At 43.4% G+C, this 26,332-nt stretch carries 26 protein-coding genes and 1 other RNA gene; 18 read left to right on the top strand and 9 right to left on the bottom strand.

The annotated features are described in order from the left end of the window. The first annotated feature begins 130 nt into the window (after positions 1-130). The 7 genes from ACH0AB_RS04775 to ACH0AB_RS04745 all read left to right on the top strand — a co-directional run bounded on the left by ACH0AB_RS04775 (position 131) and on the right by ACH0AB_RS04745 (position 7,654). Positions 131-343 (top strand): hypothetical protein, encoded by a 213-nt coding sequence (locus tag ACH0AB_RS04775; RefSeq protein WP_050324060.1) that lies wholly within the window; start codon positions 131-133, stop codon positions 341-343. 207 nt (positions 344-550) lie between these two features. Continuing rightward, on the top strand, positions 551-2,590 hold the full coding sequence (locus ACH0AB_RS04770) for a UvrD-helicase domain-containing protein (protein WP_406877379.1): 2,040 nt from the start codon (positions 551-553) through the stop codon (positions 2,588-2,590). 433 nt (positions 2,591-3,023) lie between these two features. Next, positions 3,024-3,593, top strand: coding sequence for a porin family protein (locus tag ACH0AB_RS04765; protein ID WP_406877378.1), 570 nt, complete (start codon positions 3,024-3,026; stop codon positions 3,591-3,593). A gap of 182 nt (positions 3,594-3,775) precedes the next feature. Then, positions 3,776-4,240 carry a dUTP diphosphatase gene (gene dut, locus ACH0AB_RS04760; RefSeq protein ID WP_007115450.1) on the top strand — a complete coding sequence of 155 codons (465 nt, stop codon included), beginning with the start codon at positions 3,776-3,778 and terminating at the stop codon, positions 4,238-4,240. 112 nt (positions 4,241-4,352) lie between these two features. Continuing rightward, a complete protein-coding gene (locus ACH0AB_RS04755; protein WP_406877377.1) occupies positions 4,353-5,921 on the top strand; it encodes a phosphomannomutase/phosphoglucomutase in 1,569 nt (522 codons plus the stop codon). Positions 5,922-5,982: 61 nt separating this feature from the next. Then, complete coding sequence (gene argB, locus ACH0AB_RS04750; protein WP_313423867.1) at positions 5,983-6,879, top strand: acetylglutamate kinase; 897 nt, start codon at positions 5,983-5,985, stop codon at positions 6,877-6,879. Between the two features lie 268 nt (positions 6,880-7,147). Further along, positions 7,148-7,654, top strand: coding sequence for a BLUF domain-containing protein (locus ACH0AB_RS04745; RefSeq protein WP_406877375.1), 507 nt, complete (start codon positions 7,148-7,150; stop codon positions 7,652-7,654). A 132-nt stretch (positions 7,655-7,786) separates the two neighbouring features. On the opposite strand, the gene rnpB is transcribed toward ACH0AB_RS04745, so the two are convergent. From rnpB to coaD, 4 genes are all read right to left on the bottom strand, one after another. Further along, positions 7,787-8,141: RNase P RNA component class A (rnpB, locus tag ACH0AB_RS04740), an RNA gene on the bottom strand. A gap of 28 nt (positions 8,142-8,169) precedes the next feature. After that, positions 8,170-8,583, bottom strand: coding sequence for a PaaI family thioesterase (locus ACH0AB_RS04735; protein WP_007115445.1), 414 nt, complete (start codon positions 8,581-8,583; stop codon positions 8,170-8,172). Between the two features lie 66 nt (positions 8,584-8,649). Next, positions 8,650-8,913, bottom strand: a complete 264-nt coding sequence (locus ACH0AB_RS04730; protein ID WP_096488615.1) for a YfhL family 4Fe-4S dicluster ferredoxin — start codon at positions 8,911-8,913, stop codon at positions 8,650-8,652. A 43-nt stretch (positions 8,914-8,956) separates the two neighbouring features. Next, entirely contained in the window at positions 8,957-9,481 is a 525-nt protein-coding gene (gene coaD / locus ACH0AB_RS04725; protein ID WP_406877374.1) for a pantetheine-phosphate adenylyltransferase, read from the bottom strand. A gap of 418 nt (positions 9,482-9,899) precedes the next feature. Here coaD and smpB point away from each other — a divergent pair, with 418 nt between their 5' ends. Together smpB and ACH0AB_RS04715 are read left to right on the top strand one after the other, a co-directional pair. Beyond that, positions 9,900-10,370, top strand: coding sequence for an SsrA-binding protein SmpB (gene smpB, locus ACH0AB_RS04720; RefSeq protein ID WP_007115442.1), 471 nt, complete (start codon positions 9,900-9,902; stop codon positions 10,368-10,370). Next, positions 10,367-11,158, top strand: a complete 792-nt coding sequence (locus tag ACH0AB_RS04715; protein WP_406877373.1) for a methyltransferase domain-containing protein — start codon at positions 10,367-10,369, stop codon at positions 11,156-11,158. Before smpB ends, ACH0AB_RS04715 begins: the two co-directional genes overlap by 4 nt. Here ACH0AB_RS04715 and ACH0AB_RS04710 read toward each other — a convergent pair. After that, positions 11,155-12,354, bottom strand: coding sequence for an extracellular solute-binding protein (locus ACH0AB_RS04710; protein ID WP_406877372.1), 1,200 nt, complete (start codon positions 12,352-12,354; stop codon positions 11,155-11,157). The genes ACH0AB_RS04715 and ACH0AB_RS04710 overlap by 4 nt on opposite strands. A 167-nt stretch (positions 12,355-12,521) precedes the next feature. After that, positions 12,522-13,202 carry an alpha/beta fold hydrolase gene (locus ACH0AB_RS04705; RefSeq protein ID WP_406877371.1) on the bottom strand — a complete coding sequence of 227 codons (681 nt, stop codon included), beginning with the start codon at positions 13,200-13,202 and terminating at the stop codon, positions 12,522-12,524. Positions 13,203-13,447: 245 nt separating this feature from the next. On the opposite strand from ACH0AB_RS04705, the gene ACH0AB_RS04700 reads away from it, so the two are divergent. Continuing rightward, on the top strand, positions 13,448-14,311 hold the full coding sequence (locus tag ACH0AB_RS04700; RefSeq protein WP_406877370.1) for a rhomboid family intramembrane serine protease: 864 nt from the start codon (positions 13,448-13,450) through the stop codon (positions 14,309-14,311). A gap of 150 nt (positions 14,312-14,461) precedes the next feature. Next, the gene (locus ACH0AB_RS04695; RefSeq protein WP_406877368.1) at positions 14,462-16,000 is read left to right on the top strand and encodes a fumarate hydratase; all 1,539 of its coding nucleotides are present in this window, start codon (positions 14,462-14,464) and stop codon (positions 15,998-16,000) included. Between the two features lie 208 nt (positions 16,001-16,208). Here the strand turns inward: ACH0AB_RS04695 and ACH0AB_RS04690 are convergent, their stop codons facing one another. After that, a complete protein-coding gene (locus ACH0AB_RS04690; protein WP_101964643.1) occupies positions 16,209-16,430 on the bottom strand; it encodes a PspC domain-containing protein in 222 nt (73 codons plus the stop codon). 454 nt (positions 16,431-16,884) lie between these two features. Here ACH0AB_RS04690 and nadR point away from each other — a divergent pair, with 454 nt between their 5' ends. The 7 genes from nadR to ACH0AB_RS04655 all read left to right on the top strand — a co-directional run bounded on the left by nadR (position 16,885) and on the right by ACH0AB_RS04655 (position 23,949). Further along, complete coding sequence (nadR, locus tag ACH0AB_RS04685; RefSeq protein WP_320407556.1) at positions 16,885-17,958, top strand: multifunctional transcriptional regulator/nicotinamide-nucleotide adenylyltransferase/ribosylnicotinamide kinase NadR; 1,074 nt, start codon at positions 16,885-16,887, stop codon at positions 17,956-17,958. Positions 17,959-18,077: 119 nt separating this feature from the next. Then, complete coding sequence (gene pnuC, locus ACH0AB_RS04680) at positions 18,078-18,824, top strand: nicotinamide riboside transporter PnuC (protein WP_406877367.1); 747 nt, start codon at positions 18,078-18,080, stop codon at positions 18,822-18,824. 167 nt (positions 18,825-18,991) lie between these two features. After that, complete coding sequence (locus ACH0AB_RS04675) at positions 18,992-19,447, top strand: Mpo1 family 2-hydroxy fatty acid dioxygenase (protein WP_159769214.1); 456 nt, start codon at positions 18,992-18,994, stop codon at positions 19,445-19,447. Between the two features lie 150 nt (positions 19,448-19,597). Next, positions 19,598-20,788 (top strand): hypothetical protein, encoded by a 1,191-nt coding sequence (locus tag ACH0AB_RS04670; RefSeq protein ID WP_406877366.1) that lies wholly within the window; start codon positions 19,598-19,600, stop codon positions 20,786-20,788. Positions 20,789-21,219: 431 nt separating this feature from the next. Next, complete coding sequence (locus tag ACH0AB_RS04665; RefSeq protein ID WP_406877364.1) at positions 21,220-21,591, top strand: HAD-IIIC family phosphatase; 372 nt, start codon at positions 21,220-21,222, stop codon at positions 21,589-21,591. Between the two features lie 43 nt (positions 21,592-21,634). Beyond that, positions 21,635-23,209 (top strand): aminoglycoside phosphotransferase family protein, encoded by a 1,575-nt coding sequence (locus tag ACH0AB_RS04660; protein WP_406877363.1) that lies wholly within the window; start codon positions 21,635-21,637, stop codon positions 23,207-23,209. Further along, positions 23,200-23,949, top strand: coding sequence for a glycosyltransferase family 2 protein (locus tag ACH0AB_RS04655; protein WP_406877362.1), 750 nt, complete (start codon positions 23,200-23,202; stop codon positions 23,947-23,949). The genes ACH0AB_RS04660 and ACH0AB_RS04655 overlap by 10 nt, the downstream gene beginning before the upstream one ends. Before the next feature lie 88 nt (positions 23,950-24,037). On the opposite strand, the gene ACH0AB_RS04650 is transcribed toward ACH0AB_RS04655, so the two are convergent. Together ACH0AB_RS04650 and ACH0AB_RS04645 are read right to left on the bottom strand one after the other, a co-directional pair. Then, positions 24,038-25,114, bottom strand: coding sequence for a WavE lipopolysaccharide synthesis family protein (locus ACH0AB_RS04650; RefSeq protein ID WP_007116947.1), 1,077 nt, complete (start codon positions 25,112-25,114; stop codon positions 24,038-24,040). Between the two features lie 174 nt (positions 25,115-25,288). Beyond that, a complete protein-coding gene (locus tag ACH0AB_RS04645) occupies positions 25,289-26,260 on the bottom strand; it encodes an HpcH/HpaI aldolase/citrate lyase family protein (protein WP_353478667.1) in 972 nt (323 codons plus the stop codon). Positions 26,261-26,332 lie beyond the last annotated feature (72 nt).

Raw genomic sequence — 26,332 nt, 5'->3', positions numbered from 1 at the left:
GATAGACCTCTTTTCTTAAGGGCTATTCTATCTTATTTGCTGCAATTTTTTGGTCTAGTTTTCGGGGAGTATTATAAACAAATAAAAGACGAGAGTGGTATCTGCTAGCTGATTAATCGAGGATAAGATGATGAGTAATGCACCAATTTCTAATAGTTCGATTGCTAATAGCCCAATCAAAAACGCCATGATGGCAGTGGCTATGATGTCATTTTTGGCACTCAGCTTTAAACTGTCAAGCGATTTGACAAAGGATACTCAGCCATCGATAAGTCCGACTGATGCGGTTGTTAGTACCTTAAATCAGCCAAGCCAACAGGTGGTATTGTCTACCCATAATTAGTATATTGTTATTAGTTCAATTCATAGAAGATGCGCTGTGGCATCTTTTTTTTATGGCAGTCATTGACGACCACCGGCTTATGGATTTTTGCACGGATTATTTCTTAAAATTTTACCGCTAACTATTTCCTTATCTTTTGCGCTTTAGACTATAATAGTCGATTGTCCATTTTTTACTGAGCAACTTTTATTAACGGTGGAAGCGACTATGAGCCAATTAAACCCTCGCCAACAAGAAGCCATGCAATATGTCTCTGGACCCTTGCTGGTACTGGCAGGTGCAGGTTCGGGTAAGACATCCGTGATTACTCGTAAAATCGCTTATCTGATTGAAGAATGTCAAATGCCAGCCGAGCGTATCACCGCGGTCACCTTTACCAACAAAGCGGCTCGCGAGATGAAAGCCCGTGTGCAAAAATTATTGCCAAGTGATAAAACCAAAGGCTTAACTGTCTCGACTTTTCACCAGTTTGGCTTGCAGTTTTTACGTTACGAGTTATTGCATACGCCGCTTAAAGGCAATTTTTCCATCATGGATGCCGAAGATAGCAAGCGGCTGTTGATGGATTTGATGGTACGTGACAACATGAGCGGTGCCGAGAGCCGTGAATTGGTCGGTAAAGCTATCAAAATGATTTCAGATTGGAAAAATGACCTAGTCCCGCCTGAAAAAGCAGCGGATACGCTGACCGACCCTGAAGATATGCTATTTGCAACGCTGTATCAACTCTACGAGCGTAACCTACGTGCCTATAATGCGGTGGATTTTGATGACTTAATTGTAATGCCGACACGGCTACTGCAAGAAAATACCCAAATACGTGACAAATGGCAAAATCGCATACGCTATCTATTGGTAGATGAATACCAAGACACCAATACCGCGCAATATGAATTGATTAAACTGCTAGTGGGCGTGCAGCCGCGTTTTACGGTGGTGGGTGATGATGACCAATCCATCTATGCATGGCGTGGGGCAAAACCTGAAAATATGGCACTGCTGCAAGAGGATTTTCCCAAATTAAAAGTGGTTAAACTTGAGCAAAACTATCGCTCTACGTCGCGTATTTTGCACGCTGCCAACTCAGTGATCACCAATAATGAGCATTTATTTGAAAAAAAATTATGGTCAGATAAAGGGCATGGCGAGCTGATTCGCATCATCAATTGTCGTAACGATGATGATGAAGCAGAGCGCGTTGCCAAAGAAATCATCACCCACAAACTTCGCAACGCCAATGAATGGCAAGATTATGCGGTACTGTATCGTAGTAATTTTCAAGCGCGTATGTTGGAAGCTCAGCTACGTCAGCTGCAAATTCCTTATAAGTTATCAGGCGGCACGTCGTTCTTTGCCCGTAGTGAAATCAAAGACATTATGAGCTATTTGCGCTTGATTCTAAATCCTGAAGACGACAGTGCCTTTTTACGGATTATCAATACCCCAAAACGTGGGCTTGGACCTGCCAGCCTTGAAAAGCTCGGACTATTTGCCCAAGAACACCAAGTCTCGCTCTTGATGGCAAGTGGTCATAGTGGACTGACTCATGTGTTACCCAAAAAAGCCAGTGGCGAGCTTAAAGAATTTGCTGATTTTATTGAGCGTTACACCCAAGAGCTATACCAGCATCCCGACCCTGTGCCGTTGGTCAAACAAATGATTGATGAAACTGGCTATATCGATTTGGTACGAAGCGAAGCAAAAACCCCGCAGCAAGAAAAAGTTCGTATTGATAATATCGAGACGCTTTACGCCAGTATCCAAAACCTGATTAACCGTGCCGATGATGACAATGATCGCACCATTGATGCAGTTATTCGTAAGCTTGTGTTACTTGATATGCTAGAACAGCAGCAGGAAGAGGAAAATACCAATAAAGTCAATCTGATGACGCTACACGCCGCTAAAGGGCTTGAGTTTGATTATGTCTATATTATGGGACTTGAAGAAGAACTATTACCGCATAAAAACTCCATTATTGCTGAATCCATCGAAGAAGAGCGACGCTTGATGTACGTGGGGATTACCCGTGCCCGTAAAGAGCTGACCATGACGCTGGCTGCCCAGCGCCGTGCAGGGGGTCAAATGAAAACCACCACCCCTAGCCGATTTATCGACGAACTGCCGGCAGAACATATCGATGCCCCTGGCATGAAAAAATCAGCGGCAGCCCACCAACCCAAGAAGACTGCAGAGGATTATTTGGCCAATATTCAGGCGTTACTCAAAAGCAAAGCCGCCAAATAATTACTTGATAATAAACTGCTGCGTAGAAAAAAGGGCGAAAAAGGTAACTTTAAGCCCTTTTTTTATTGCAAAAACAGCCCGTATGACAAAGATTTGACCCAAATATTCACGTAAATGTAACTAAATATTTCTTAGAAATAGGGTGCTTGACAGGAGATGTAACAAAAAATTTCAAATAAGTAGCTTATTTACCTTTCTGGCAAATTTCATTTCATAATTTAACGTCCGACCTGTTAAACACCGACAGTAATCTAAATTTATTTTGCTATGATGGCTTTAACAAAACAAGCAGGGCAATAACTGGTTGATTAATCAGGGTCAACTAATAACGCTGAGTAGCAACTAGTTACATAGCTAATATTCAAATGAACTTAACTAAAATTTTACATTGCTTGTTGTGATACTTTTCAAAAAACTTCTGAAGGAGAAGACGATGAAAACTTTAAATAAAACCCTTTTAGCTTTAATTGCAGGTACAGTTGTCACTGCAGGTGCAAACGCTGCTCTTTATCAAACCAATACTGTTGGCTACACCGGTCAACCTTATGTAGGTGTCAAAGCGGGTCAATTTAATACTGATGTTGACCGTCTTGATACTGACAACCAAACGGCTTATGGTGTGTATGCAGGTTATAATTTTACCCCTAATTTTGGTGCAGAAGTTGAATATGTAGATTCTTCAGAAGAAGATCTAAAAGTTAGCGGTACGAAAGTAGGTGAAATTAGCACGAATACTGCAGGTTTATATGGTACTTATAAATACCAATTCCCAACATCGAATGTTTATGCCAAAGGTAAATTAGGTTTTGCGCAAACCCAAGTTGATTTTGGTGATGATAAATATGACGAGTCAGGTCTTGCAGGTGGTGTCGGTTTAGGTTACAACCTTTCACCAAATGCGTCTGTAGAAGCTGAATATACGCGTCTGCCTTCAGTTGACGTAACAAATAATGTTTCAGTGGATTCAGATTTAGTCACTGTCGGTGCTCACTATAAATTCTAATTGAATTCATAGATGAACACTTGATATCAATACAAAAGAGTAGCTTATGGCTGCTCTTTTTTTGGTTTCTTCTTTTTGGTTAAGAAAACTTACTTTGGTATTCGCTCAGTATCGCGCCATTTAGGTTTATAATATAGTGGTTTTTTTACATTTTTTTAAACCTATATGATAAGTTGGTAAGCATGAAGCAAGTACAAGTCAAGATTTTAAACCCCAAAATTGGTAATGATGATAAATTTCCCCTACCTCATCGGGCAACAGACGGCTCGGCGGGTATAGATTTACGTGCTTGTATTGATGAGCCTATCACTATAAAAGCTGGTGAAAGCCAATTGATTGGTACAGGACTCGCTATCTATATTCAAGACCCTGATTATGTGGGTTTTATCATGCCGCGCTCTGGGCTGGGGCATAAGCATGGTATCGTCCTCGGTAATTTAACAGGCGTGATTGATGCTGATTACCAAGGCGAATTAATGGTCTCTATCTGGAACCGTAGTCAAACCGATTATGTCTTACAACCTGGTGAAAAAATGGCGCAGTATTTGGTCGTGCCGATTGCGCGTCCGACCTTTGAGATTGTAGCGGAGTTTTCTGATATCAGTGTACGCGGTGAAGGCGGTTTTGGCTCAACGGGAACCCATTGATTATTAGCATTTTTTCAGTTATTTTTAACAATTTATAACAGAGTATTTAATTATTTTGCCAAATTTCAATGCTATGATTTTGGTAGTGTAAAATCAATTAGATGTTTTTTTTATGAATACTCTGTTTATTCATCCTTTTTTTCCGCAAAAATCTCTTTTTAAAGCTTACGATATTCGTGGTGATGTTACCTTATTTACCGATGATTTTGTCTGGTCATTGGCAAGGGCATTTGCTGAGCTTTTTGTCTATGCTCACCAAACGACAGCAACAACGGCAACTTTAGCGGCAAACAAACCTACGGTTGTCATCGGTTACGATGCTCGCCAACAAAGCCAAGAAATTGCCAAATATATGGCGTATGCTTGCCAGCAAGCCGGTCTAGTGGTGCAGTGGTTGGGACTGACAACCACACCGATGATGGCATTTATGGCTCAGCAATTTTCCGGTAATGGGCTGATGGTCACCGCCAGTCATTCGCAAAAACATATCAATGGCATTAAATGGCTCATCAATCATGAGTCGCCAAGCGGTGATGATGTGCAGCAGCTTTATAAGGCTTTAATTGGCTACAAAGCCATCGTGCCTGATGACAGGCTTATTGCTGCCATCAGGCAAACCCACTATTCAACGCCCAAAGATTTTTTTGCAACTTATATCCAAGCTATCGAGCAGGCTTTTGCTCACATCAATCAAGCTAAACTCACTCAAACTACCTATTTTCATGCACCTCAGCAAATTGTCATCGACTGTATGCATGGTGCAACCAGTGACTTTGCCCAAACTTTATTTAGCCAGCTTGGCTATTGTTGCATCATGCTAAACGCCTCTCCCGATGGCAATTTCCCCCAAGGTAACCCAGACCCAACGCAGTCCAATCGCTTGACGCAGTTAGCTCATACAGTCAAAGCTACAGGCTCAGATATCGGCTTGGCATTTGATGGCGATGGCGATCGGGTGATGGTAATTGATGCACAGGGTCAGATGATTAGCCCTGACAATTTGCTTTATCTTCTCTCTCGCATTGCCATTGAAGAATTGCCCAGTGCGCATACATCAACTGCTAGAAAAGTCATTTTTGATGTCAAATGCTCACATCATGTGCCCAGTCTCATCGCTTCGCATGGTGCCACCCCGATGATGACCAAAACTGGCAGTAGCTTAATGCGAAAGTCGTTACAAAACAAATCAGACAACGCGATTTTTGCAGGTGAATTATCAGGGCATTTTATTTTTAACGATGGCTATTTTGTGCTACATGACGACGCCATGTATGCGGCTGCCCGCTTACTCAATTGGCTGAGCCATCAGCCTATCAGCCTCACTGATATCCTAGCGAGTTTGCCCATTTGTATTAGTACGGCAGATATGTACTTACCTATCGCCGATAACCATTATGGTCAAACCGTGATTGCTCGTATCACGGCACTGGGTAAAAAGCCGTTTAAACGGTTAAAATCCTCATTTGCGGTCAAAAACGTCAATACGATTGATGGGTTACGCTTGGATTTTGCGGATGGATTTGGTATTTTACGCAAGTCAAATACGGGCAGTTTTTTGACCGTGCGTTTTTCTGCCAATGACGTTGCCGAGCTGCGGCATATTCAATCTATTTTTGTTGACTTATGTCGAACGATTGATGACAACCTTGCCGAGCAAGTCGCACAAATTGAGCCTGTATAAACACCGCTGTTAAAATCGCATTTTAAAAAACGTCTCTAGCAACATTATATAAGGATTTGAAATGGCATTAGATCTTGAGCAGGCCATGCATACCGCTGACGTATTGACCGAAGCACTACCCTACATCCAGCGTTTTGAAGATAAAGTGATGGTGGTCAAATACGGCGGCAATGCCATGACCGATCCGATATTAGAGAGTTCTTTTGCCAGAGATATCGTCATGTTAAAGACCGTAGGCATTCATCCTGTGGTGGTCCATGGCGGCGGTCCACAAGTCGATAACTTGCTTAAAGAATTGGGGCGCAGCTCTGACCGCATTGATGGCATGCGAGTGACCGACAAAGCCACCATGGATGTGGTGGAAATGGTACTTGGTGGTAGTGTCAACAAATCTATCGTCAATCTCATCAACAAACACGGTGGTCGTGCTATTGGCTTAACCGGTAAAGATGCCAGTCTCATTCGCGCTAAAAAATTACCCATGACCAAAACGGATGAGCAAGGCAACCCACAGCAAATTGATTTGGGATTTGTGGGTGATGTGGTCAGCATCAATCGTGATGTGATTGATTTGATGATTGCCTCTAACTTTATTCCTGTCATCGCACCGCTTGGCGTGGATGATGAAGGCAATACTTACAATATCAATGCTGATGTAGTGGCGGGGAAAGTCGCTGAGTTCATGCTCGCGGAAAAACTGATTTTACTCACCAACATCAAAGGGGTGCTTGATAAAGAAGGCAATGTTGCCACTGGGCTTACCCCTAGCAAGGTGGATGAGATGATTGCCGATGGTACTATCTCTGGCGGCATGATTCCAAAAATCAGCTATGCGCTAGAAGCGGTAAAAAACGGGGTAAAAAGTGCGGTGATTGTCGATGGTCGTGTCCCGCATGCGACATTGCTAGAGGTCTTTACTGATAAAGGCGTTGGCACCCTCATCAGCCGCCATCCTTGAAGTAACTTTTGCGTTACTTTTGGATTATTTCTGAGTTGCTTTTGGGTTAATAAACCGCTGATTCAAGCGGTTTTTTTTCGCTCATGATATGGGTCAAATATAGGATAGATTTTAGAATTACAACACAAATGTAATTGGTATTTTTTCTAATTTTGACTATCATGACTATTTTAATTTGCAAATTTATATAATGTTGCAAGCGGCTCTAGCGGATAGTAGCAATTATTTGGAATTCATATTCACGTACCACTTACCAAGGACTGTTGGGATGTCACAAAAATACTTTATGGCTTATTGTAGTGAGATAACGCTGACTGCGGCGTTAAATCAACATACGTTTACCCAAATTCTGAACCAATCTATCAAAAACAATACCAGCTCTGGTATCACTGGTTTTTTGCTGTACGATGCGGGTAAATTTTTTCAGTATTATGAAGGCGATGAGTTAGCGTGTGCAAACTTACTTCATGCGTTAAAACAAGATGATCGCCACACCCATATCAAAATCATTGGTCAAGGCTATATTTCAAATACCATATTTAACAACTGGTTTATGGGTTGTTTTGATTTATCCAAGCATTCCTATGCCTTTAAACACCATGCTTTTATAGAATCATTTGATGTATATAGTTGGGGCATGCAAGAAGTCGTTAAGCTGATTGATATCATGTCAGAGCAAAGAATCACTTACATCACGCCGCAACAACCTATCAAATCACTGTTTAGTAAACGCTTTATGCGTATTCGAAATTTCACCCTGCCATTTCAAGGTTAGTGGCTAATTTCAAATCTACCAAATCGGCAAGTTAAGCTAGTTTCACGCTTTATGATAATCAGGAAGTTAAAAAGGCACGAGTGTCGACCATAAAAATAAAAAACCTATTGATAACAATAGGTTGATTAAAATAAGCATGGCAAACCGATAAGCCGGGTTCTGTCTAGGACGAACATTCATCTAGGCGTATCGTTACCAATACGCTCAAGCAACCTACCCGTGTCCAACGCGGGCAACGCCATACGGACACCTATTTGGTCTTGCTACGAGTGGAGTTTACCTTGCCATGAACTGTTACCAGTCATGCGGTGGGCTCTTACCCCACCCTTTCACCCTTACCTTATTGCTAAGGCGGTCTACTCTCTGCTGCACTTGTCGTAGGCTTACGCCCCCCAGCCGTTAGCTGGCACTCTGCCCTGTGTAGCCCGGACTTTCCTCCCCTTACCCACTGTAAACAGGGGCAAGCAGCGTTCGTCTGGTCTGCCAAGGCAAGCATTATAACAGGCTTTATCTATTTAGTCACGGTCAGCAGGCAACGCATACGTACCGACTGCATGCGCCACAGGTCTGTCATCACCTTCTGAGTAAATCAATACATCGCCTACCGCAAGCGTGCGCCCGACTTTGATAAGCTGGCATTTGGCGATAAGGTTGGCTTGTGCAGAGGGTTTTCGCAGAAAAGACACGTTAAGATTGGTGGTCACTGCCAATGGCACGATACCGATTTCGCCCAAAATAGCCACATATAGCGCCACATCGGCCACTTTCATCATCACAGGCCCTGATACCGTGCCACCCGGTCGTAATTCATCATCACCGATAGGATGGGATACAATGGCTTGCCCGTTACCCACTGATTCGATGTGGCAGTTGGCTTGGGGGAAAGATTGCTTTAGAAAAGCACTCAGTTCTGCTTTATTGGCGGGCATAGACATTCCTTATCTACAATAGTTTTGTTAAAAATCGACGTTGTTAAAAATAGCGGTTATGAAAATTTATTGACTGGTTTTAGTTTGGGTGATGCGCTCAAATTTGAGCATCAACTGCGCTGGCGTCTCCAAATAGTTGGGATCTTTGGGGATACAATCAGGTACCGGACAAAACAGCGAACACTGCGGCTCATCAAAATGACCGACACACTCGGTACACAGCGCAGGGTCAATTTCATAAATCAACTCGCCCACATAAATCGCATCGTTGGGGCAAAGTGGCTCGCAGACATCGCAGTTGATACATTCATCAGTGATTATTAATGCCATAGCTTTTAAGACGTTTACCAAGAAACCTTTATTTTACCACGACTTACCAACCCTGTTGTTTTTTTCGTTCAAATGCTTCTTCGACACACGGCGGTACAAATTTACTCACATCACCCTCTAATTTGCCAATTTCGCGCACCAGCGTTGAGGAGATAAAAGAATATTGCTGCGATGGGGTCAAAAACACCGCTTCAAAGTTTGGGTCTAGTTCACGATTGAGATTGGCGAGCTGAAATTCATACTCAAAATCTGACATCGCCCGCAATCCACGCAGCACACCTGTGGCTTGTTGATTCCTAGCCAAATCCACCAACAACCCATCAAAGCCAATCACGGATATATTGCTCAAGCCTTTATCATGACAGGCTTTTTCTACCAATCCAATCCGTTCCTCTAAAGTAAATAGCGGTTTTTTATGATGCCCAATCGCCACCGCGACAATCACCTCATCAAACAGGCGGCAAGCGCGCTTAATCAAATCAAGGTGCCCTTTGGTAATCGGGTCAAATGTACCCGGATAGATAATTTTAGTATAAGGCGTGGCAAGTGGCTGGCTGGCTGCTGACATGGCTGTCTCTTTATGATAAATAATGCGCTATTTGGCGCTAACAATACGGCTAAAACAAAGATTGCTAGTTTGTTGCTAATCCTAGCAAAATTTGACCCCAATTAACAATCAAATCTCACTATCAATTTGTGTTTAGCGTGTTATCATGACAGCTTTGCAGCCTTTTACCCAAAGCTGAATGAAAACTTAGGGTAAAGCGTAGCAATTAAAACTTAGTAATCCAAAGCCCAATAATCAAAAACTTAAATTTAGTAATCAAAACCCAAGAATTGATTTATTGGGATTTATCGCCATATTAAACGGCTTATCATACTGATTTATGTAGCACGACTCTTGTAATAAGATTATGGCAACAAAATGATTAAAACACGCTGTGCAGCATTGGGTATGTCCGCGATGTTGCAGCAAGGAAACCTAAATGACTAAAAAACCAAAAATGCCTAGCCTGATTGCTAGCAACAAAAAAGCGCGTCACGAGTATTTTATTGAAGAAAGCTTTGAAGCGGGGCTTGAGCTACTCGGCTGGGAAGTCAAATCCATCCGTGCCGGTAAAATGCGTATCACCGAAAGCTATGTGATTTTTAGAGATGGTGAAGCCTTTTTGTTTGGCGCGCATATTCAGCCGCTGTTATCGGCATCGACTCACATTGTCGCTGACCCCCTTCGCACCCGTAAACTACTGCTGCACCGCCGCGAGATTGATAAGCTCTTTGGCATGGTTAACCAAAAAGGTCATACCTGTGTGGCGCTTAAAGTGTACTGGAGTCATGGACGCGTCAAATGCGAAATTGCCCTTGCGAAGGGTAAAAAACTGCACGATAAACGCGCCACTTTAAAAGAGCGTGATTATCAACGCGAAAAACAACGCGGACTGAAAAATCTTGTATGATGAACCAAGACCGCAATTTTGATGACATCAGCGCGCATTTTGAGAAAAAAATATACGGCGGCTTAAAAGGTGAAATTCGCCTTGCTGTGCTGCGCCATGATATTTTTGGCTGGGTAAAGTCATGGCAACAGACACACAACCGACCCCTTCGCGTGTTGGATGTTGGTGCAGGTTTGGCGCAAATCAGTATCGAACTTGCCAAAGACGGGCATGACGTCACCATCAATGACATCTCTGCCAATATGCTTGAAATTGCCAAACAAAATGCAGGCGAGGCGGCACAAAATATCACCTGGCATACCTGCCCTTATCAGCAATTGGATGATAAATTAACGGGCAAATACGATTTAATTCTATGCCATGCCTTACTTGAGTGGTTGGTTGAGCCCAAACTGATTATGGATTTTTTTGATCGGTGGCTCGTGGATGATGTGGCTGAAAAAGGGGTGCTATCGCTGTGTTTTTATAACCCTGCCAGCTTTGTGTATCGTAACTTGGTGATGGGCAATTTTAACCTACTAAATAACAAAGATTTTAAAGCCGATAATGGCAGTTTGACGCCCAATCACCCAGTGGCAAAAGATGAGGTGATTGCTTGGATTGGTGACCATCACTACCAAATCTTGCATACCTCAGGGTTACGGGTGTTTCATGATTACTCACCGCTCAAGCGTGGTGGACATACCAATCCACAAGCGGTGATTGATATGGAAGTCGCCTATAGCGGGCAAGACCCATATAAATGGCTAGGGCGTTATTTGCATTTTTTGGTGAGTAAAGCTAATTAGTAATAACCCGCTTGCTGCATGGAATCGACTGCCAGCGCTTGTCTTTCGCCATAAAATCTGACAGGTATCGGGCTGACTTCGATATCCCCCCAAGACTTGAGTAATACTGAGGCTTCGGCATTGGGGTCAATCGGAAAGGTATTGCTTAAACTGGCATACAGTGATTGCTGATCTTTGGCAGCCAACCATTCAATCAGCCCCAGCGCCAACTCGGTATGCTTGGCAGCATGCGCAATGGCAACCCCTGTGATGTTGGTACTGACGCCGCCGTAGCCCTTATTGATCCATTTGATTTTAATCGGGGTATCTGGGTGCGCTTGCAAATAGCGTCCGTAGTGGTTGCTGTTGACTAGACCGATTTGGCATTTACCGCTTTCTATGGCCTTTAGCACTTCACTGTCATCAAGCAGCACGGGGACGCTTAGATTGGCAAGCCAGCCTTGCATCACTTCTTGGGTGCGTTTATCGCCCAGATTGTTGATGAGATTGACCACCAGTGATTGATTAGGGATGTATTTGCCTTGGCTTAGGCATAGTTTTTGTGACCATTTGACTTTGGCCAAGTCGGCATAGCTTGAGATATCATTGCTATGGAGTACACGACTATCATACACTGCGGTACGCGCGTAGCTAGATAACGCAATCCAATTGCCATCAGGATCACGATAACGCTCCGGCACATGCGCCACTGCTTTTTCGGCATTAAAGGGTTGTAACAGCCCCTCTTCGACTGCGGTACTAAAAATACCCGCATCCTCAGTCAAAATCACATCCGCAGGGCTATTGGCACCTTCTGCTTTCAACCGTGCCAAAATTGACATTGGCTCATCTTGCACGATATGAATCGGCACATTGATTTGCCTAGCATAGCTAGTTAATAACGGCTCAAGCGCCGCTTTGTCAATGGAGGTGTAAATCGTGAGTTGATTGGGCACTGCTGCAGTTGTACTCGCAAGACTTGCATTTGGCGTCGCATTGGTATTACTGGCATTATTGCTATTAGCGCTCGAAGCGGTGGTCGAAGCCGATTGTGACGTTGTGGATGGCGGCGTCGATGACGGACTACAGGCAGTTAACGCACCCGATATACTCACCAAGGCAATTAACAAAGCGCTGATGGCTGATGATTGCGCATTGACATTGGTACGCACCTTATGACCCATCATACAATCCATCACATCACTTGCTTTCAACACAGCTTAACCTTCTTCAACAGCTTTGCCTGACCATCGCTCAATGGATGATGGCTAAATACATCATCGCTCAATAGAGCGCCTAAAAAACTTTGGATGATTATAGCATTTTGCCCCAACGTAATTCTTAAAAAAACTTTGAATTGACGGGTTTTTAACCCTAGTTTGTCTCAACAATTTTTTGTATGCAAAAAATGCCCTTGTTGCAAAAAGTGATGGATTTGTATCGCTACTTCATCATTTATCAGGAGTCCCGTATGGGACGCATTGACGGTGATATGGTCTTTGGCAGCGGCAAGCTGGGTTTCATGCACAAATACCGTGCCGTCATTGGGCTGGAGATGCGGCTCAAGCTTGGCAAGTTGACGGTTACGAGGCAATACCACTTTGCCAAGCCCCACCGAACGCACCCCCGCAATACTACCTAGCTGTACTTCATCTTTGAGTGCAGGCGCATTGCCATCTAGCCCCTGCAGATACGAGCGACCGACGAATTTGGGCAGGATTTTGACGATATTATTGGCACTGATGCTGCCATTATGGGGCGTCCCAAGTGTCACACAGCGCGTAATCTGCCACTGTGGATAGCGCTGCAAAAAGTCTCGAATAACCAGCCCACCCAGACTATGACCGACCAAATAAATTGGCACATCCGCTTTTTCATGTTTGGTCAGCCAGCGGTGCAAACGGCGGCTATGGTTGGCAAGATTATGCGCGACGCTAAAATACCCGAACCTGTGACACTCGTAGCCAAGTTTGGTGAGTTTTTTGGCAAGCGGTCGCATCGCCCAGGCATGCATGTGTAAACCATGAATGAGGATGACAATCGGTTTGGATTGGCGTTTTATCATAAAGCCTTTTGTATCTATGAGTTATATCTATAATTTTTATCTACGATGCTAAAAATTTGGGGGAAATGCCGCCTGCTTAGCTTATCATTTTCTGCATTGAGCAGATGAGTTTGCAAAACATTGTTACCATTTCATACTATAATTGCGGTTTGTGAATTGATGATAATGATTTTATACAGGCTTTTTTCTTTTGAACTTTTGGCTTAAATTGTCTTACACTTAAATTGGTTTACATAAGGCGCGCTATGGCATTTGAATCCCCAATCCAACAAGCTTTACAATACTACCCTATCACGTTGGCGTTGGTGGTAATTTGTGTTGGGGTGTTTGCCTTACAGCTATTTTTTGGCGTCAATCCGACAAATCCGACCAACCAATCGTTGATTGCTTGGGGTGCCAATTTTTTACCCTTTTCACTGGGTGAAGCGCCGTGGCGATTGGTGACCAGCTTGTTTTTGCATATTGGTTTTATGCATTTGCTGTTTAATATGTTTGCTTTATATTATTTTGGACAAGTGGCTGAGCGGATGTTTGGCACTGTCAATTTTTTAGCGTTGTTTTTATTGTCAGGTGTTGGCGGCAATTTGCTCAATAACTTTTTGGGCTTGCATAGCGTGATGGCAGGTGAGCCGCCGATCATTAGTGCCGGTGCGTCAGGCGGTATCATGGGCATTGGGATGGCGCTATTGGTGACAGCGCTAACCAAAACATCGTTCAATAATTTTGCGTTAAATTTTCGCTCTTTATTGATAGTTATGGTGATTAATTTAGGCTATGGTTTTTTGGTGGGCGGTATCGATAATGCCAGTCATGTGGGCGGTGCAATTATCGGTGGCTTGCTGGGTATGGCATATGTCATGCAGTATCGCGTTATCCGCCAGCAACAGCTATTCGCCCATCAAGCTAGTAGCACACCCAATCATCTTGGCGATGGACCAATCTCTGGTAGCACTGCCCCATTCATCCCGCCTTCTTTAGTTGTGTTAAAGGGTAAAATCATCACCGCAAGTTATGTAGTGTTGATAGTAGGATTTATGGCGATGTATGGCTGGCTACATATCAGTTTTATGCAATTACTCAACCATGCATTGCCAAGTATTATCCATTAACGGTTAATAATTTTTTAATGGGATAAAAATTTTAGGAGTTAACCGTTTAAAACGCTTATTCCTGCGCCCTTTTGCCAATCTTGTTTGCCAATCTAGCAAATGACAATGCTATAATAGCGCCACTATTTAGCCAGTGAAAAGGACTAGCCAATGACCGTCATCAAGAAAGACGACTTTATCAATTCTATCGCCAACGCCTTTCAATACATCAGTTATTATCACCCAAAAGACTTCGTTGATGCTGTATATGGAGCATGGCAAAAAGAAACCAACCAATCTGCCAAAAACGCCATGGGGCAAATCCTCACCAATAGTCGTATGTCAGCGATGGGTCATCGTCCGATTTGCCAAGATACCGGTAGTGCGGTGGTGTTCCTTGATATCGGTATGAACGTGCAATGGGACTTGCAAGGCTCAGCGATGAGCGTTGAAGACATGGTTAATGAAGGGGTACGCCGTGCTTACAACAATCCCGACAACCCACTAAGGGCATCTATCCTAGTAGACCCAATTGGCAAACGTCAAAACACCAAAGACAACACACCAGCGGTGGTGCACATGAGCGTGGTACCGGGTGACAAAGTTGATGTGATTTGTGCCGCAAAAGGTGGCGGTTCAGAAAACAAAGCAAAATTTGCGATGCTAAACCCCTCAGACTCGATTGAAGAATGGGTGTTAAAAACCGTTCCCCAAATGGGGGCAGGTTGGTGCCCACCTGGTATTTTAGGTATCGGTGTCGGCGGCACGCCAGAAAAAGCCATGATGCTTGCCAAACGCTCACTCATGAAACACATTGATATCCATGATTTACAAGCCAAAGCCCAAAGCGGTGCCGAGCTTGATAGCGTTGAGCGCTTACGTCTTAATATGTACGACAAAGTGAACGAGCTTGGCGTTGGCGCTCAAGGTCTTGGCGGCTTGACTACGGTACTCGATGTGAAAGTACTAGATTTTCCTACCCATGCCGCAAGTAAAGCGGTTGCCATGATTCCAAACTGTGCGGCGACTCGTCATATTCACTTTACCCTAGACGGTCAAGGTGAAGCGGCCTTGCCGGTACCTTCACTATCAGATTGGCCAGAAGTGTCATTTGGCTCCGATGATGTGATTAAAGTCAATGTTAACGACTTAACCAAAGAAACCTTAGGTCAGTTTAACATCGGTGATACCTTACTACTTAGTGGTAAAATCTTAACGGGTCGTGATGCCGCCCATAAACGCATGGTCGATATGCTTGCCAAAGGCGAAGCGCTGCCCGTTGATTTACAAAATCGCTTTATTTATTATGTCGGTCCTGTCGATGCCGTGGGCGATGAAGTGGTCGGTCCGGCGGGTCCCACCACCTCAACGCGTATGGATAAATTCACCGACACAATCTTGGATCAAGGCTTGATTGGGATGATTGGTAAATCCGAGCGTAGCCCTGCGACCTGTGAAGTCATTGCCAAACATGGCGCAATTTACCTCATTGCCGTGGGCGGTGCCGCTTATCTGGTATCAAAAGCTATCAAAGGCGCTAAAGTGCTTGCCTTCCCAGAGCTAGGTATGGAAGCGATTTATGAGTTTGAAGTAGAAGATATGCCGGTGACGGTCGCTGTAGACAACCAAGGTAACAGTATCCACCGTTTTGATAAAGTCGCAGAACGCGCCCAGCAAGTGATTGCCGAGCCTGTACGTTTTGTGCCTTAGTCAATTTTTTCAAGATTTTTAATATGAACAAAAGCCTTAAGCATTTCCTTAAGGCTTTTTTTAGGTTAAAAAAATACCCAGATAATGTATTATCTGGGCAGGAGGAAAAGTGGAGAAGTTTATAGTTATTGTTATAGCTAGTTGTTATTATTCATAATATTTCTTTTTTTAATTGTTTAGCTGGGCTACAAATACGCCTATACACCCATCAAACCGCACGATAGGAGCTTTGGGTAGCATTTGGCATGACAATCCATAACACGATGTATATCAAAATACCTGGCACTGCCACACTCGCGGTTGAGATAATCACAAACAACAAACGCACCAATGTTACATTCCAGCCTAAATACTCTGCAATACCCCCCATCACACCTGCAATCATACGATGATTCTGAGAGCGATGAAGTTTTACCAGTTTATTTGCCATTCAATTTTTTACCTGTTAAAAATAAAGAAAACCACTTACGACTTAGTTAAAACCTAACATCTTTAAAATTTAATGCCTTTAAAACTTAATGCCATCAGCTAAAATTATTGGTTGAAGATGCTACATTTTGGTTATGATTTATTATAAGCAAATGCAGGGTGTAGTTGGGTGACAAAACGTAGAATGATGTTTCTTTTGGTAACTTTTTCTACAGCATTATTATCATGAACGATTATTACGAGCACAGTTTTGCGGCTATATAGCGTGTGTGGTAGCGTGTGCACCGATTCTTACAAATTGTGATACTAGCGTTACAAACGATTGTAACTTCATCGGGGCTAATCGATTATCATAGCGTTACTTTATATCCTTATTAGGGATATGTATCCAAGTAATCAAAAAATCAAGTCGATAAAGAATAGTTAAAAAACCATGATAAAGTGTTGAGGAAAGCATGATGCAAGATGTGGGTATCATTATTGGACATTTTGAGCCGCTGCATTTGGGGCATGTAAGAACGATTTTGCATGCGTCTGGGCAAGTCAAAGAGTTATATATTTTTATTACCGCTCACCCTGCGCCAAATCCAAATTTTTCCATTGATTTGAAAGACAAAGCGCGCTGGATGACCATGGCATTTGCTGATTTGCCATTTGTGCATATAGAGATTTTACCTGATTTGGTAACCCCCTCGTATGAAGACAATTATCAAGATTTGAGCGTTGATGAGGTCAATGCGGTATTAGCGGATTTGCAACAACGTTATCCCAAGTTGAGCGCATCTAGCGATAAGGCAGAGGTAGTAACCCCGGTTGTGTTTATGGATGAAACCCATCCGTTTGTCGATTATGGTTTACATTTACCCGTGGTGACCACGCCACGCCAGCGCGGTTTTGATAGCCGCAAGATTCACAATAACCCCGCGCTGTATTGGTCAGCCATTCACCCGCAAGCGCGAGGTGACTACACCAAAACTGTGGCATTGGTGGGTGGTGAAAGCTCAGGTAAAACCACACTACTGCATAAATTAGCCAACTATTATGGTGCAAGCTATGGCTTAGAAATGGGACGGCTGTTTGTACAAACCGATTTGGGGGGTACTGAGCTTGGTATGCAATACGATGACTATCCGCTCATGGCAACTGACCATGAACAAGCGATACGCGCCGCTAAACGCTTTGCCCCTGCCCCAATCACTTTGGTGGATACAGATTTTGTGACCACGCAAGCATTCTGTGAAGAATATGAAGGGCGTACCCACCCGTTTTTGACCGCCTGTATCGATGAGTTTCGCTTAGATTATACCCTGATGCTTGCCAATAACACCCCTTGGGTCGCAGATGGGATGCGATCCCTAGGCAGCGAGTCCCAGCGTGAGCGTTTTGAAAATCGTTTAAAACAAATCTTTGCCCGCCATCATATTGCGCCGCTGTTTATTGATAGTCCAGACTATCATCAACGATTCTTGGATGCGATTGCGCTCATTGATGCACATGTTTTTCACCACTATCAAGATATCGAGGCATAAAATAATTTTCTAGTCATGCTTGGTAAGCATACTTGGTAAATATGCTAAAAATTTTTAGTTTTATTTTTTAAAACTTAGTTAAAAATGTTGTTATGGTTGTAATGACTGTTGGAGGCGAAATGCGAATTGCAATTTTGGATAAAATTACCGGTGAATGGGCACAAGAATGGACGGTGGCATGGTTCTTTTTTGGGATAATTGCACTGGGTACCGGTTTTTGGTTGACCACAGAACATCGAGCGTTAGACTGGTTTTATTTGGGGGTGTCTTTTATCGGGCTATTGTGTGTGGTGTCGCTGAGTTTTCGCCGCAATATAGCAGGTAATGGCTTTGGTATGTTGGCAACGGCGGGCGAAACCATTGTACAGGGAACCGCAGGTGCGGTGGGTTTGATGCTCGCGCCGCTGTTTAACTTTTTTACCCATTTATATGGCATTTTTTATTGGTCAAAAAATACCGATGGCGATGGCAATATGATTCCCAAATCAGCCAATAAAATTGTGTGGTTGGTAACCATTGCCTTTATCGCGATTGGCTTGGCATTATTTCCAACTGTCAATAATTGGCTAACGTCGATGGGTTATGGCGTAGTCGCCAATGATGGCAGTAAATTTTTGGGCGTGATTGATTTTTTTTGGATTAATGTGTTGGCATTTGTGCTATCCATCACAGCGCAAGCCACGATGATTTTACGCTATTCATTCAACTGGTGGTTATGGATTGCGGTGAATTTTGTCTGGCTGATTGTCAACTTGATGTCGCAAAATTATATTTTTGCCATTCAAACCATGGTGTACCAAATCAATGCGTTTGTGGGGCTGTATGAGTGGTATCGCAGTGAGCAAAAAGCCAAAGGCATGGCCTAGTAGCCATTAATATCAAAAGTTATTGATATCAAAACCTATCAGTGTAAATTCGCTGATTTGACAAACGACTAGGGTGTGATACGATTCAGGGGTAACTGATGGGATTCACACCCATTTTTTATCAGCAATTTTTTTTATTGTGTTTATTATCTTTAAGGAAGAAGATTATGGCAACCGTGACCCTGCTTCATTCAAAAAAATCCCTACAAAGCTGGCTGGCTGACTACGCTGTGAGCCACCAACATCCTATCAATAAAAAAATTCATTGGCTGTGCGTACCCACGATTTTTGCCAGTATCTTAGGCATGGGAATGTCATGGCAGGCGGCGTTTACGTTGGTATTGATTGCTTTGGTAATGCTGTTTTATCTACGCTTGTCTACGCAATTATTTATTGCCATGGGCATGTTTGTGCTGTTTTGCTTGGCAGCGATTGCTATCTTGCCAGTTGGGTTTAAGTTTTGGTTTGGCGTATTTGTGATAGCGTGGATTGGGCAATTTGTCGGTCACAAAATTGAAGGCAAAAAACCGTCATTTTTTGAAGACTTACAATTTTTGTTGATTGGTCCTGCCTGGGTCGCGAATTCGTTGAGTGAAAAATTGGCAAAACCTAAAACGTCATAAAAAACTTCATATTCACTAAGAAAACCCAACATATTACAGCGGCTATTTCCTAGATAATTGCAATGGCTTTGACTATCGCTAGGTTTTTTGGCGATGTATGGTCGATCTACTCACCTTGAGTGCCATATCACTTGTTAGCTTGCTGTTATTATGATTAAAAAAGTATCCAACCGTTGGCAACGTATTGACGTGCCGCAAACATTACCGACTATTCACGCGGCTTTGGCTTATTGTAAAAGCCAATTAAATAACTTGGGTGATAAAGGCTTTATCCAAATCAAAATTGCCGATGGCGAGTATTATTTAAGCCAAGTTGAAATTGATTTTTTTAGTGATCGGGTAGAGATTATTGGCAATTTGGACAATCCTGATAAGGTGCAATTACATTTTGATGATGCCCATAACCGCTGTGGCTTTTTGATGCAGCGGGGCAATGGTATTTTTAAAATCGATGGCATGACTATCAATGGGACTAAGGCGTTTTTGGGCTATGGACAGTGGCAAGATGAAGGCTATGGTGCCGGTATCATGTGTAATTACAATAGCCAAGTGCTCGTGGGGTCAAAGGTCCGTATCAATAAGTTTTATTATGGGGTTGCTGCCCGCTTTGGCTCAAGCATCCGCTGTGAGCCTGGGGTGATTGTGCAGTTTGCGGGCGATGTTGGATTTTTCGCGTATGGGGGCTCGATAGATGCCCAGCAATGCGAGGCGTATCACTGTGCGCATTTGGATGAAGAGTTGGGTTTTGGATTTTGCGCGGAATCTAGCGGCTTTATCAATGCCGATAACAGCGTGTCTGCGCACAACCATATCGCAGGGTTTTATGCGCTCACCAATGGCTCTATGTGGTGCCATGATACCAGTGCCAGCGAAAACAAACATGGCTTTTTGGCGCTGCACAATGGCATGCTAAGCTGCAATAGCATCAACCGACGTACCAATGCCTTTCGCAATTATGGCTATGGCTATTTTGCTGACAATGGCGGGCGTATTTTGGCCAATCGCAGTCTTGGCAATGAAAACGTGATCGGTGGCTATTTTGCCCGTCATCACGCCAGTATCGATATCACCCACGCCAATGCCAACCACAATCAGGGTCACGGCTATACCGTAATCAATGCCACCTTGCTCGGTAACGGTGCTGAAGCGCGATTTAATCAAGGTAACGGCTTTGTCATAGGACAATCAGGCTTTTTGGATGGCAGTTTTTTGATGGCGTATGGCAATGCAGGCTATGGCTATCATTTAGATCATTGCCAAGCCTTTATGCCCTATGCCCGTGGCTGGAAAAACGCGCTGGGTCGTATGTACAAAGTCCATAGTTACGTCGCTATCAAATAAATTTTTCGCGCCTTGCTGTGGGTTTTTGCTTACTGTTTTTTCGCCTTTTAATCTTTTAGCCTGTTAACTCATTGTTAATAAAAGCCAATCTTTCATCAAATCACAGCCTATTTTATTTAGATTTGTCAGGCTCTCACCCGCTTTTTCCCGCATTTTTAGAGCTATGACTTACCCTCAGAAATTGTCAACATCGATTGATTAATTGGTTAAAAGCGGTCTAGCCAATATTAAGCATTGTAATTAAACACTATAATCGATTTTTTCTTGTATTCTTACCTAAAATTACAATAAGTAATGAATAAGTAATATTATTTGGTAGGGATTCGTTTTAAGGTATTGAAGTTAAAATAACAATCAAATACTTGATTTTATTAAAAATACAAAAATTTTTAGTTTAAGTCTATCACTGCAATCTTAGGAACATAATAACAATGAAGCGGCTAATCTTTGACCTAGATGACACCCTATGCACCACACAAAACGGCGACTATGCCAATGCCCAACCTATCACCGAAGTTGTCGAAAAACTTAAAGAATACCATCGACAAGGGTTTACTATTGTCATCAATACCAGTCGCAATATGCGCACCTATCAAGGCAATATTGGCGCTATTAATAAAAACACGTTGCCAATTATCATCGATTGGCTGAGACGACATGATATCCCGTATGATGAATTATACGTGGGTAAACCTTGGTGCGGCTTTGAAGGGTTTTATGTGGATGATAAAGCTATTCGACCCGACGAATTGGTCAAGCTAAGCTATGCAGAGATTTGCCAGTTACTTGATTTAACACCTTAATAAAAAATAAAAACAATAACGACATTTAAGGTAATTTAACGCTATGATACTCATTAACGCCTCTTCCTATGTCAATGCCGAATTTGAGGCAGAAATTGGGCGCATTCCGCCTTGTATGCTGCCCATTGGCAATAAAAAACTGTTACAACTCCAAGTCGATGTGGTACGCCAACAATTCCCCCATGAAAAAATTCTCTTGTCACTACCCGAAGCTTATACCTTGACCCTCAATGAAAAAGCAGTGATTAAGTCTCTACCCATTGAAGTGGTGACAATCGCTGAAAATTTGGCATTGTCTGAGACGATTTTATATGTGCTTAATCTAGCCATTGATAAATCATACCAGCATATTCGTATCATCCAAGGGGATGTATTTTTACCACACTTAGTTGATTGCTCAGATTGTATTGGCGTGTCGGATAAAACGCGCCAATACGATTGGCAACAAACCAAAAAAATGAAAGAAAACCCCACCGATTGGATTGGCTATTTTGCCTTTTCCTCACGATTGGAGTTGATTAAAGCGCTGGCGATTAGTAAGAAAAATTTTGTGCGGGCGATTTATTTGTACCAACAGACGATGCCAATGAAATCGGTCAACATTGAGTCGTATTATGACTGCAGTAATTTTGTGCATTATATTCATGCCCGTGCCAATATGACCACCGAACGCGCCTTTAATTCACTGCAGATTCGTGAAGGCATTGTCACCAAAAGCAGTGATGACAATAACAAAATTGAAGCGGAAATTTATTGGTACACCCATATCCCTGCACCACTCAGACGTTTTACCCCGCAGTTGATTGATTATCAGCAAGTGGACGGGCAATTTAGTTATAGCTTAGAGTTCTTGCCATTATTACCGCTCAATGAGTTGTATGTGCATGGGTTAAATACCACTGAGTTTTGGCAACATATTTTTCAGCTATTAAAAGAATTTTTTAGTATGGCCAATCAGTCCGACGTCCATCGCCATATCGAAACTGGGTTTGCCAAATCGTATGCCGAAGATTTGTACCATAAAAAAACCTTAAAGCGCTTGTACGCGTATGCCGACGATGCTGATGTCGATTTGAACCAACCTGTGATATATGATGAAACGATGCTTGGCAGTACGCTAGAGATTGCGCAGGACTGTATCGAAAAAGCCTTGGCACTGCCAAACACCGTGAGTGTCATGCATGGCGATTTATGTTTTAGCAACATCATGTATGACATGCGCGGTCGCCGGGTAAAAGTTTTTGACCCACGTGGTACGGATTCTAACGGCAATTTTAGTATTTTTGGTAACGCAAGCTATGATTTAGCCAAGCTCACCCATTCTGTGATTGGTATGTATGATTTTATCATTGCAGGGCGTTATGAAATTATCGATAGCGCTAGTGGTAGCAATATACGATTTGATATTGATAAGCGTTTGGAGCAAATCCAGCAAGAATTTTTTGCCGGCACCTGGGTCAATGACATGACCACAGAATCTATCATGCCAGCCGTGGTGTTATTGTTTTTATCCATGCTACCCTTACACGCAGATAGACCCGATCGCCAGCGCGCCATGCTGCTCAATGCGTATCGTTTATACAAAATGTATGTGATGGAGGCGGTGACATGTTCGTAATTCCAATGGCAGGGCTAAGCAGTCGTTTTTTTAAGGCGGGCTTTGAGGTGCCTAAGTATCAATTGTCGATTGCCGATACCATTGTATTTGATTTGGCAATCAAGTCGTTTGAGCGCTATTTTAGTACCGATTTATTTTTGCTTATCGTGCGCGATGTGTATGATACCCCGCGATTTGTTGCTGAGCGATTAACGCGCTTGGGTGTGCGCAATTTTATGATTCATACCCTTGATGGCGAGACAGCGGGACAAGCTGAAACAGTAGCGCTTGGACTGGGACTTGAACAGGGACTCGGTAATCCTAGCATTGATGACGATGAGCCGATTTATATTTTTAACATCGATACCTTTCGCTATGGTTTTCAAAAACCTGACTGGGTAGAGTCCGTTGATGGCTATTTAGAAGTATTTGAAGGCGAAGGTGATCATTGGTCATTTATCGCCATCGATGACGATGATAGGGTGATTAAAACTACCGAAAAACAGCGTATCTCCAATCTTTGCAGTGATGGCTTATATTATTTTAAATCCAAGCAGCAGTATCTATCGTTGTTTCAACAAGCGGTTGCCCAACAGTTGACGGTTAACAACGAATATTATATCGCCCCTATGTATAATTTATTAATCGCGCAAGGCGGCCGGGTTGGCTATGTCAAAATCACGGAGGACGACATTGATTTTTGTGGTACGCCGGATGAATACCAAGCGCTTAAAGCCCACGGTTTAAAGATTGATGTTTAAAGGTTGATGTTTAAAAATTGTCGTTTAATTGTTTAACTGTTGAAAAAAAGCTTACCATCTGTTGGGTAAGCTTTTTTATTTAGCGGATTTAGGGATAAAGACGCGAGAAAATCTGCTGTTGATCGACTGGGCTATTTTGATAAAACTCTGCCGCGGCAATACTTTTCATCACCGCTCGTTCATCCGCATGAGCCAAGCGGGTTTCGTCAACTTGGTTGGGATACCAATATTGATAAAACAGCTGATACCAGTCATCATGGCTGATGCAGTTCATCGCCATAAAAGCATCGGTCAATGTCCACGCGTATTTGGGTAACCGTAGTCCGTAGTCTGTCATATCAAGTACAATCACGTCACTCGCCAAAAATGCCTTGTGCGCGTCTAGAATCTGCTCGTTGAGTTCATTGTAATAGCTTGGCGTGGCGGCGTACCCGATTTGATTGGCATAATGACTGGCAATATGCTGCTCGACAGCCAAGCGCGTGCGAAAGGTATTGTCCGCAAATTTGGCATCGACATCTTGTGCATGCGACTCAAAATAAGTGGCATTGTCACGACTCATCAGGGGCGCCGACCAAAACGCCTGCAGTCGATCGGTCTTGCCAAACTGCGCCCAATCGCTGATATGAAACGCCATATGCTCAAACATGCTGGGGTCAATGGTAAAAAACGACGGCACTACAATCGGCGAATAGTCGGTTCCTTTACTTTTTGAGGATAAATGGCGCTGGGAATGTAACGTTACTTGCTGGGTATAATAGCGATAAAATTGTAGTAGATTGTCATTGAGCAAGTAGCTATCGGTGCGCAGTTTGAGCGCATATTCGGTGCTGACTTGGCTTAAACCCGCTTGCGTGGAGATGATTTGTCGATTGACGTTGTTAGGGGCGTCGTAGCCAAATTTGATATTGGGCAGACCCCCAGGATCTGGGTTTAAAATCAGCTGATCGATACCCAATTTGTCGGCGGTGTCAAACTCGGGCGGCAACGCAAGCGTATCCCAAGTCGATAATACAATGGTCGCATGGGGCAAGGCTGCTCGGGTTTTAGCGACGTTAGCCAAAAAATCACTGCCGTCATCGCCGCCCTGCCCTAGCTGATGAACGTTGATACTACCTTGAAAAATAACCGTCACTGACTGACTGGGGAGAGTATTTGCTTGCATAGGTTTCCATGATGCTGGTTATCAGTTAAATTGTTATCATAAATTATTGTTATCTGCTAACCCGTCATCATACCGCAATTTTGTTCAATTATCGGTCAGTGATTTGTTATCTGACTTTGATGTGACAAACTGTTAGACAGTGGCTTTTAGACCTTGGCTGTTAAACCTTAGCTTTTAGACATTGGCACGCAGCATCACACTGGTCGCCCACGCGCGATGCGTGGCTGGCTCAAGCATACTGTTGTCTTGCTTGAACACCGCCTTGGCATCGGCGGCAAGAATCGCGGTGGCTTGACTGCGCTCTATATCGTTGACATAAAAAGCTTGTTTGACTGCGGCAATTTGCTCAGGGTGAATGATGGTCTTTCCCACCAGTCCCAAGGCGACATCTTGACGCAATTCTTCAGCAAACAAGGCAGGTTTATCCAAATACTCAAACACTGGCGCGGTCAAATAAAAACCCTGCGGCACAAAACACGCAATTAACTGATAGATAAGTATGCCGACTGGGGTTTGATAGATCGTCACATCAGACGGACGACGCAAGCGCAGCGAGGCAAATAAATCATTGCCGCCAATACGCAGTGCCAAAATCGACTGGCTAAACCCTTCGCTAAAAGCTAGCGCCAGTTCTTGGTTGTGTATCGGGTTAAAGATGAGCCGAGTCTCAAGGGTCGGCATCAATAGCTGTGTCGATGGCAATGCCTGACAAGCCAATCGCCAATCGGCAAGGCTTTGCATATCGATTTTTGGTAACACAAAGCCATTCACCAAAGCAATCGTCTGCCAACTGGCAAGCTCAGTGAGCATCAAGGCGTTGCGCGGTCGGATAAACACCATCGGGCGTGAGGCTCGCGGTGAAATTTGACGCGATTCATCGCCAAAACCATGCCTCTCGGCGTGCTGAGCCCATGTCGCAAGCAGCTGCTTTAAGTTTGCGAGCGCGGCAGGAATTTCACTTTCACTTACCGCATCTTCCAAACAAATCACGATACTGTCAATCTCAGCCAATTTTTGCTGGCTAATAATTTGCCAAATATCTTGGCGCGTGGCTGGCATATATAAGGTTGCGCCCAACTGGTAGGGATTGATAGTTGAGGCAACAGACGCAGGTAAAAAATGATTTACAGGGTGTAATAGTGTCATAAAAGTACAATGTGCGTAAAAGAGCGATTAGGATAAATGGGCGGTTAACAGGGTCGATGAGCGCAAAGACGC

The sequence above is a fragment of the Moraxella sp. 179-F 1C4 NHS genome, assembly GCF_045370505.1.
Taxonomy (GTDB): domain Bacteria; phylum Pseudomonadota; class Gammaproteobacteria; order Pseudomonadales; family Moraxellaceae; genus Faucicola; species Faucicola tetraodonis.
Note: the sequence above shows the minus strand (reverse complement) of the source record. Positions and strands in the feature narration are given on the sequence as shown.

Bases quoted from the DNA above. Each gene is read 5' to 3' on its own strand.
- ACH0AB_RS04770 (WP_406877379.1), top strand. From the start codon at position 551: ATGAGCCAATTAAACCCTCGCCAACAAGAAGCCATGCAATATGTCTCT.
- smpB (WP_007115442.1), top strand. From the start codon at position 9,900: ATGACTAAAAAACCAAAAATGCCTAGCCTGATTGCTAGCAACAAAAAA.
- ACH0AB_RS04730 (WP_096488615.1), bottom strand. From the start codon at position 8,913: ATGGCATTAATAATCACTGATGAATGTATCAACTGCGATGTCTGCGAG.
- ACH0AB_RS04645 (WP_353478667.1), bottom strand. From the start codon at position 26,260: ATGACACTATTACACCCTGTAAATCATTTTTTACCTGCGTCTGTTGCC.
- ACH0AB_RS04695 (WP_406877368.1), top strand. From the start codon at position 14,462: ATGACCGTCATCAAGAAAGACGACTTTATCAATTCTATCGCCAACGCC.
- ACH0AB_RS04735 (WP_007115445.1), bottom strand. From the start codon at position 8,583: ATGCCCGCCAATAAAGCAGAACTGAGTGCTTTTCTAAAGCAATCTTTC.
- ACH0AB_RS04675 (WP_159769214.1), top strand. From the start codon at position 18,992: ATGGCAACCGTGACCCTGCTTCATTCAAAAAAATCCCTACAAAGCTGG.
- ACH0AB_RS04700 (WP_406877370.1), top strand. From the start codon at position 13,448: ATGGCATTTGAATCCCCAATCCAACAAGCTTTACAATACTACCCTATC.
- ACH0AB_RS04775 (WP_050324060.1), top strand. From the start codon at position 131: ATGAGTAATGCACCAATTTCTAATAGTTCGATTGCTAATAGCCCAATC.
- pnuC (WP_406877367.1), top strand. From the start codon at position 18,078: ATGCGAATTGCAATTTTGGATAAAATTACCGGTGAATGGGCACAAGAA.
- ACH0AB_RS04745 (WP_406877375.1), top strand. From the start codon at position 7,148: ATGTCACAAAAATACTTTATGGCTTATTGTAGTGAGATAACGCTGACT.
- dut (WP_007115450.1), top strand. From the start codon at position 3,776: ATGAAGCAAGTACAAGTCAAGATTTTAAACCCCAAAATTGGTAATGAT.
- coaD (WP_406877374.1), bottom strand. From the start codon at position 9,481: ATGTCAGCAGCCAGCCAGCCACTTGCCACGCCTTATACTAAAATTATC.
- ACH0AB_RS04660 (WP_406877363.1), top strand. From the start codon at position 21,635: ATGATACTCATTAACGCCTCTTCCTATGTCAATGCCGAATTTGAGGCA.
- ACH0AB_RS04665 (WP_406877364.1), top strand. From the start codon at position 21,220: ATGAAGCGGCTAATCTTTGACCTAGATGACACCCTATGCACCACACAA.
- ACH0AB_RS04755 (WP_406877377.1), top strand. From the start codon at position 4,353: ATGAATACTCTGTTTATTCATCCTTTTTTTCCGCAAAAATCTCTTTTT.
- argB (WP_313423867.1), top strand. From the start codon at position 5,983: ATGGCATTAGATCTTGAGCAGGCCATGCATACCGCTGACGTATTGACC.
- ACH0AB_RS04650 (WP_007116947.1), bottom strand. From the start codon at position 25,114: ATGCAAGCAAATACTCTCCCCAGTCAGTCAGTGACGGTTATTTTTCAA.
- ACH0AB_RS04670 (WP_406877366.1), top strand. From the start codon at position 19,598: ATGATTAAAAAAGTATCCAACCGTTGGCAACGTATTGACGTGCCGCAA.
- ACH0AB_RS04690 (WP_101964643.1), bottom strand. From the start codon at position 16,430: ATGGCAAATAAACTGGTAAAACTTCATCGCTCTCAGAATCATCGTATG.
- ACH0AB_RS04655 (WP_406877362.1), top strand. From the start codon at position 23,200: ATGTTCGTAATTCCAATGGCAGGGCTAAGCAGTCGTTTTTTTAAGGCG.
- ACH0AB_RS04705 (WP_406877371.1), bottom strand. From the start codon at position 13,202: ATGATAAAACGCCAATCCAAACCGATTGTCATCCTCATTCATGGTTTA.
- ACH0AB_RS04765 (WP_406877378.1), top strand. From the start codon at position 3,024: ATGAAAACTTTAAATAAAACCCTTTTAGCTTTAATTGCAGGTACAGTT.
- ACH0AB_RS04715 (WP_406877373.1), top strand. From the start codon at position 10,367: ATGATGAACCAAGACCGCAATTTTGATGACATCAGCGCGCATTTTGAG.
- nadR (WP_320407556.1), top strand. From the start codon at position 16,885: ATGATGCAAGATGTGGGTATCATTATTGGACATTTTGAGCCGCTGCAT.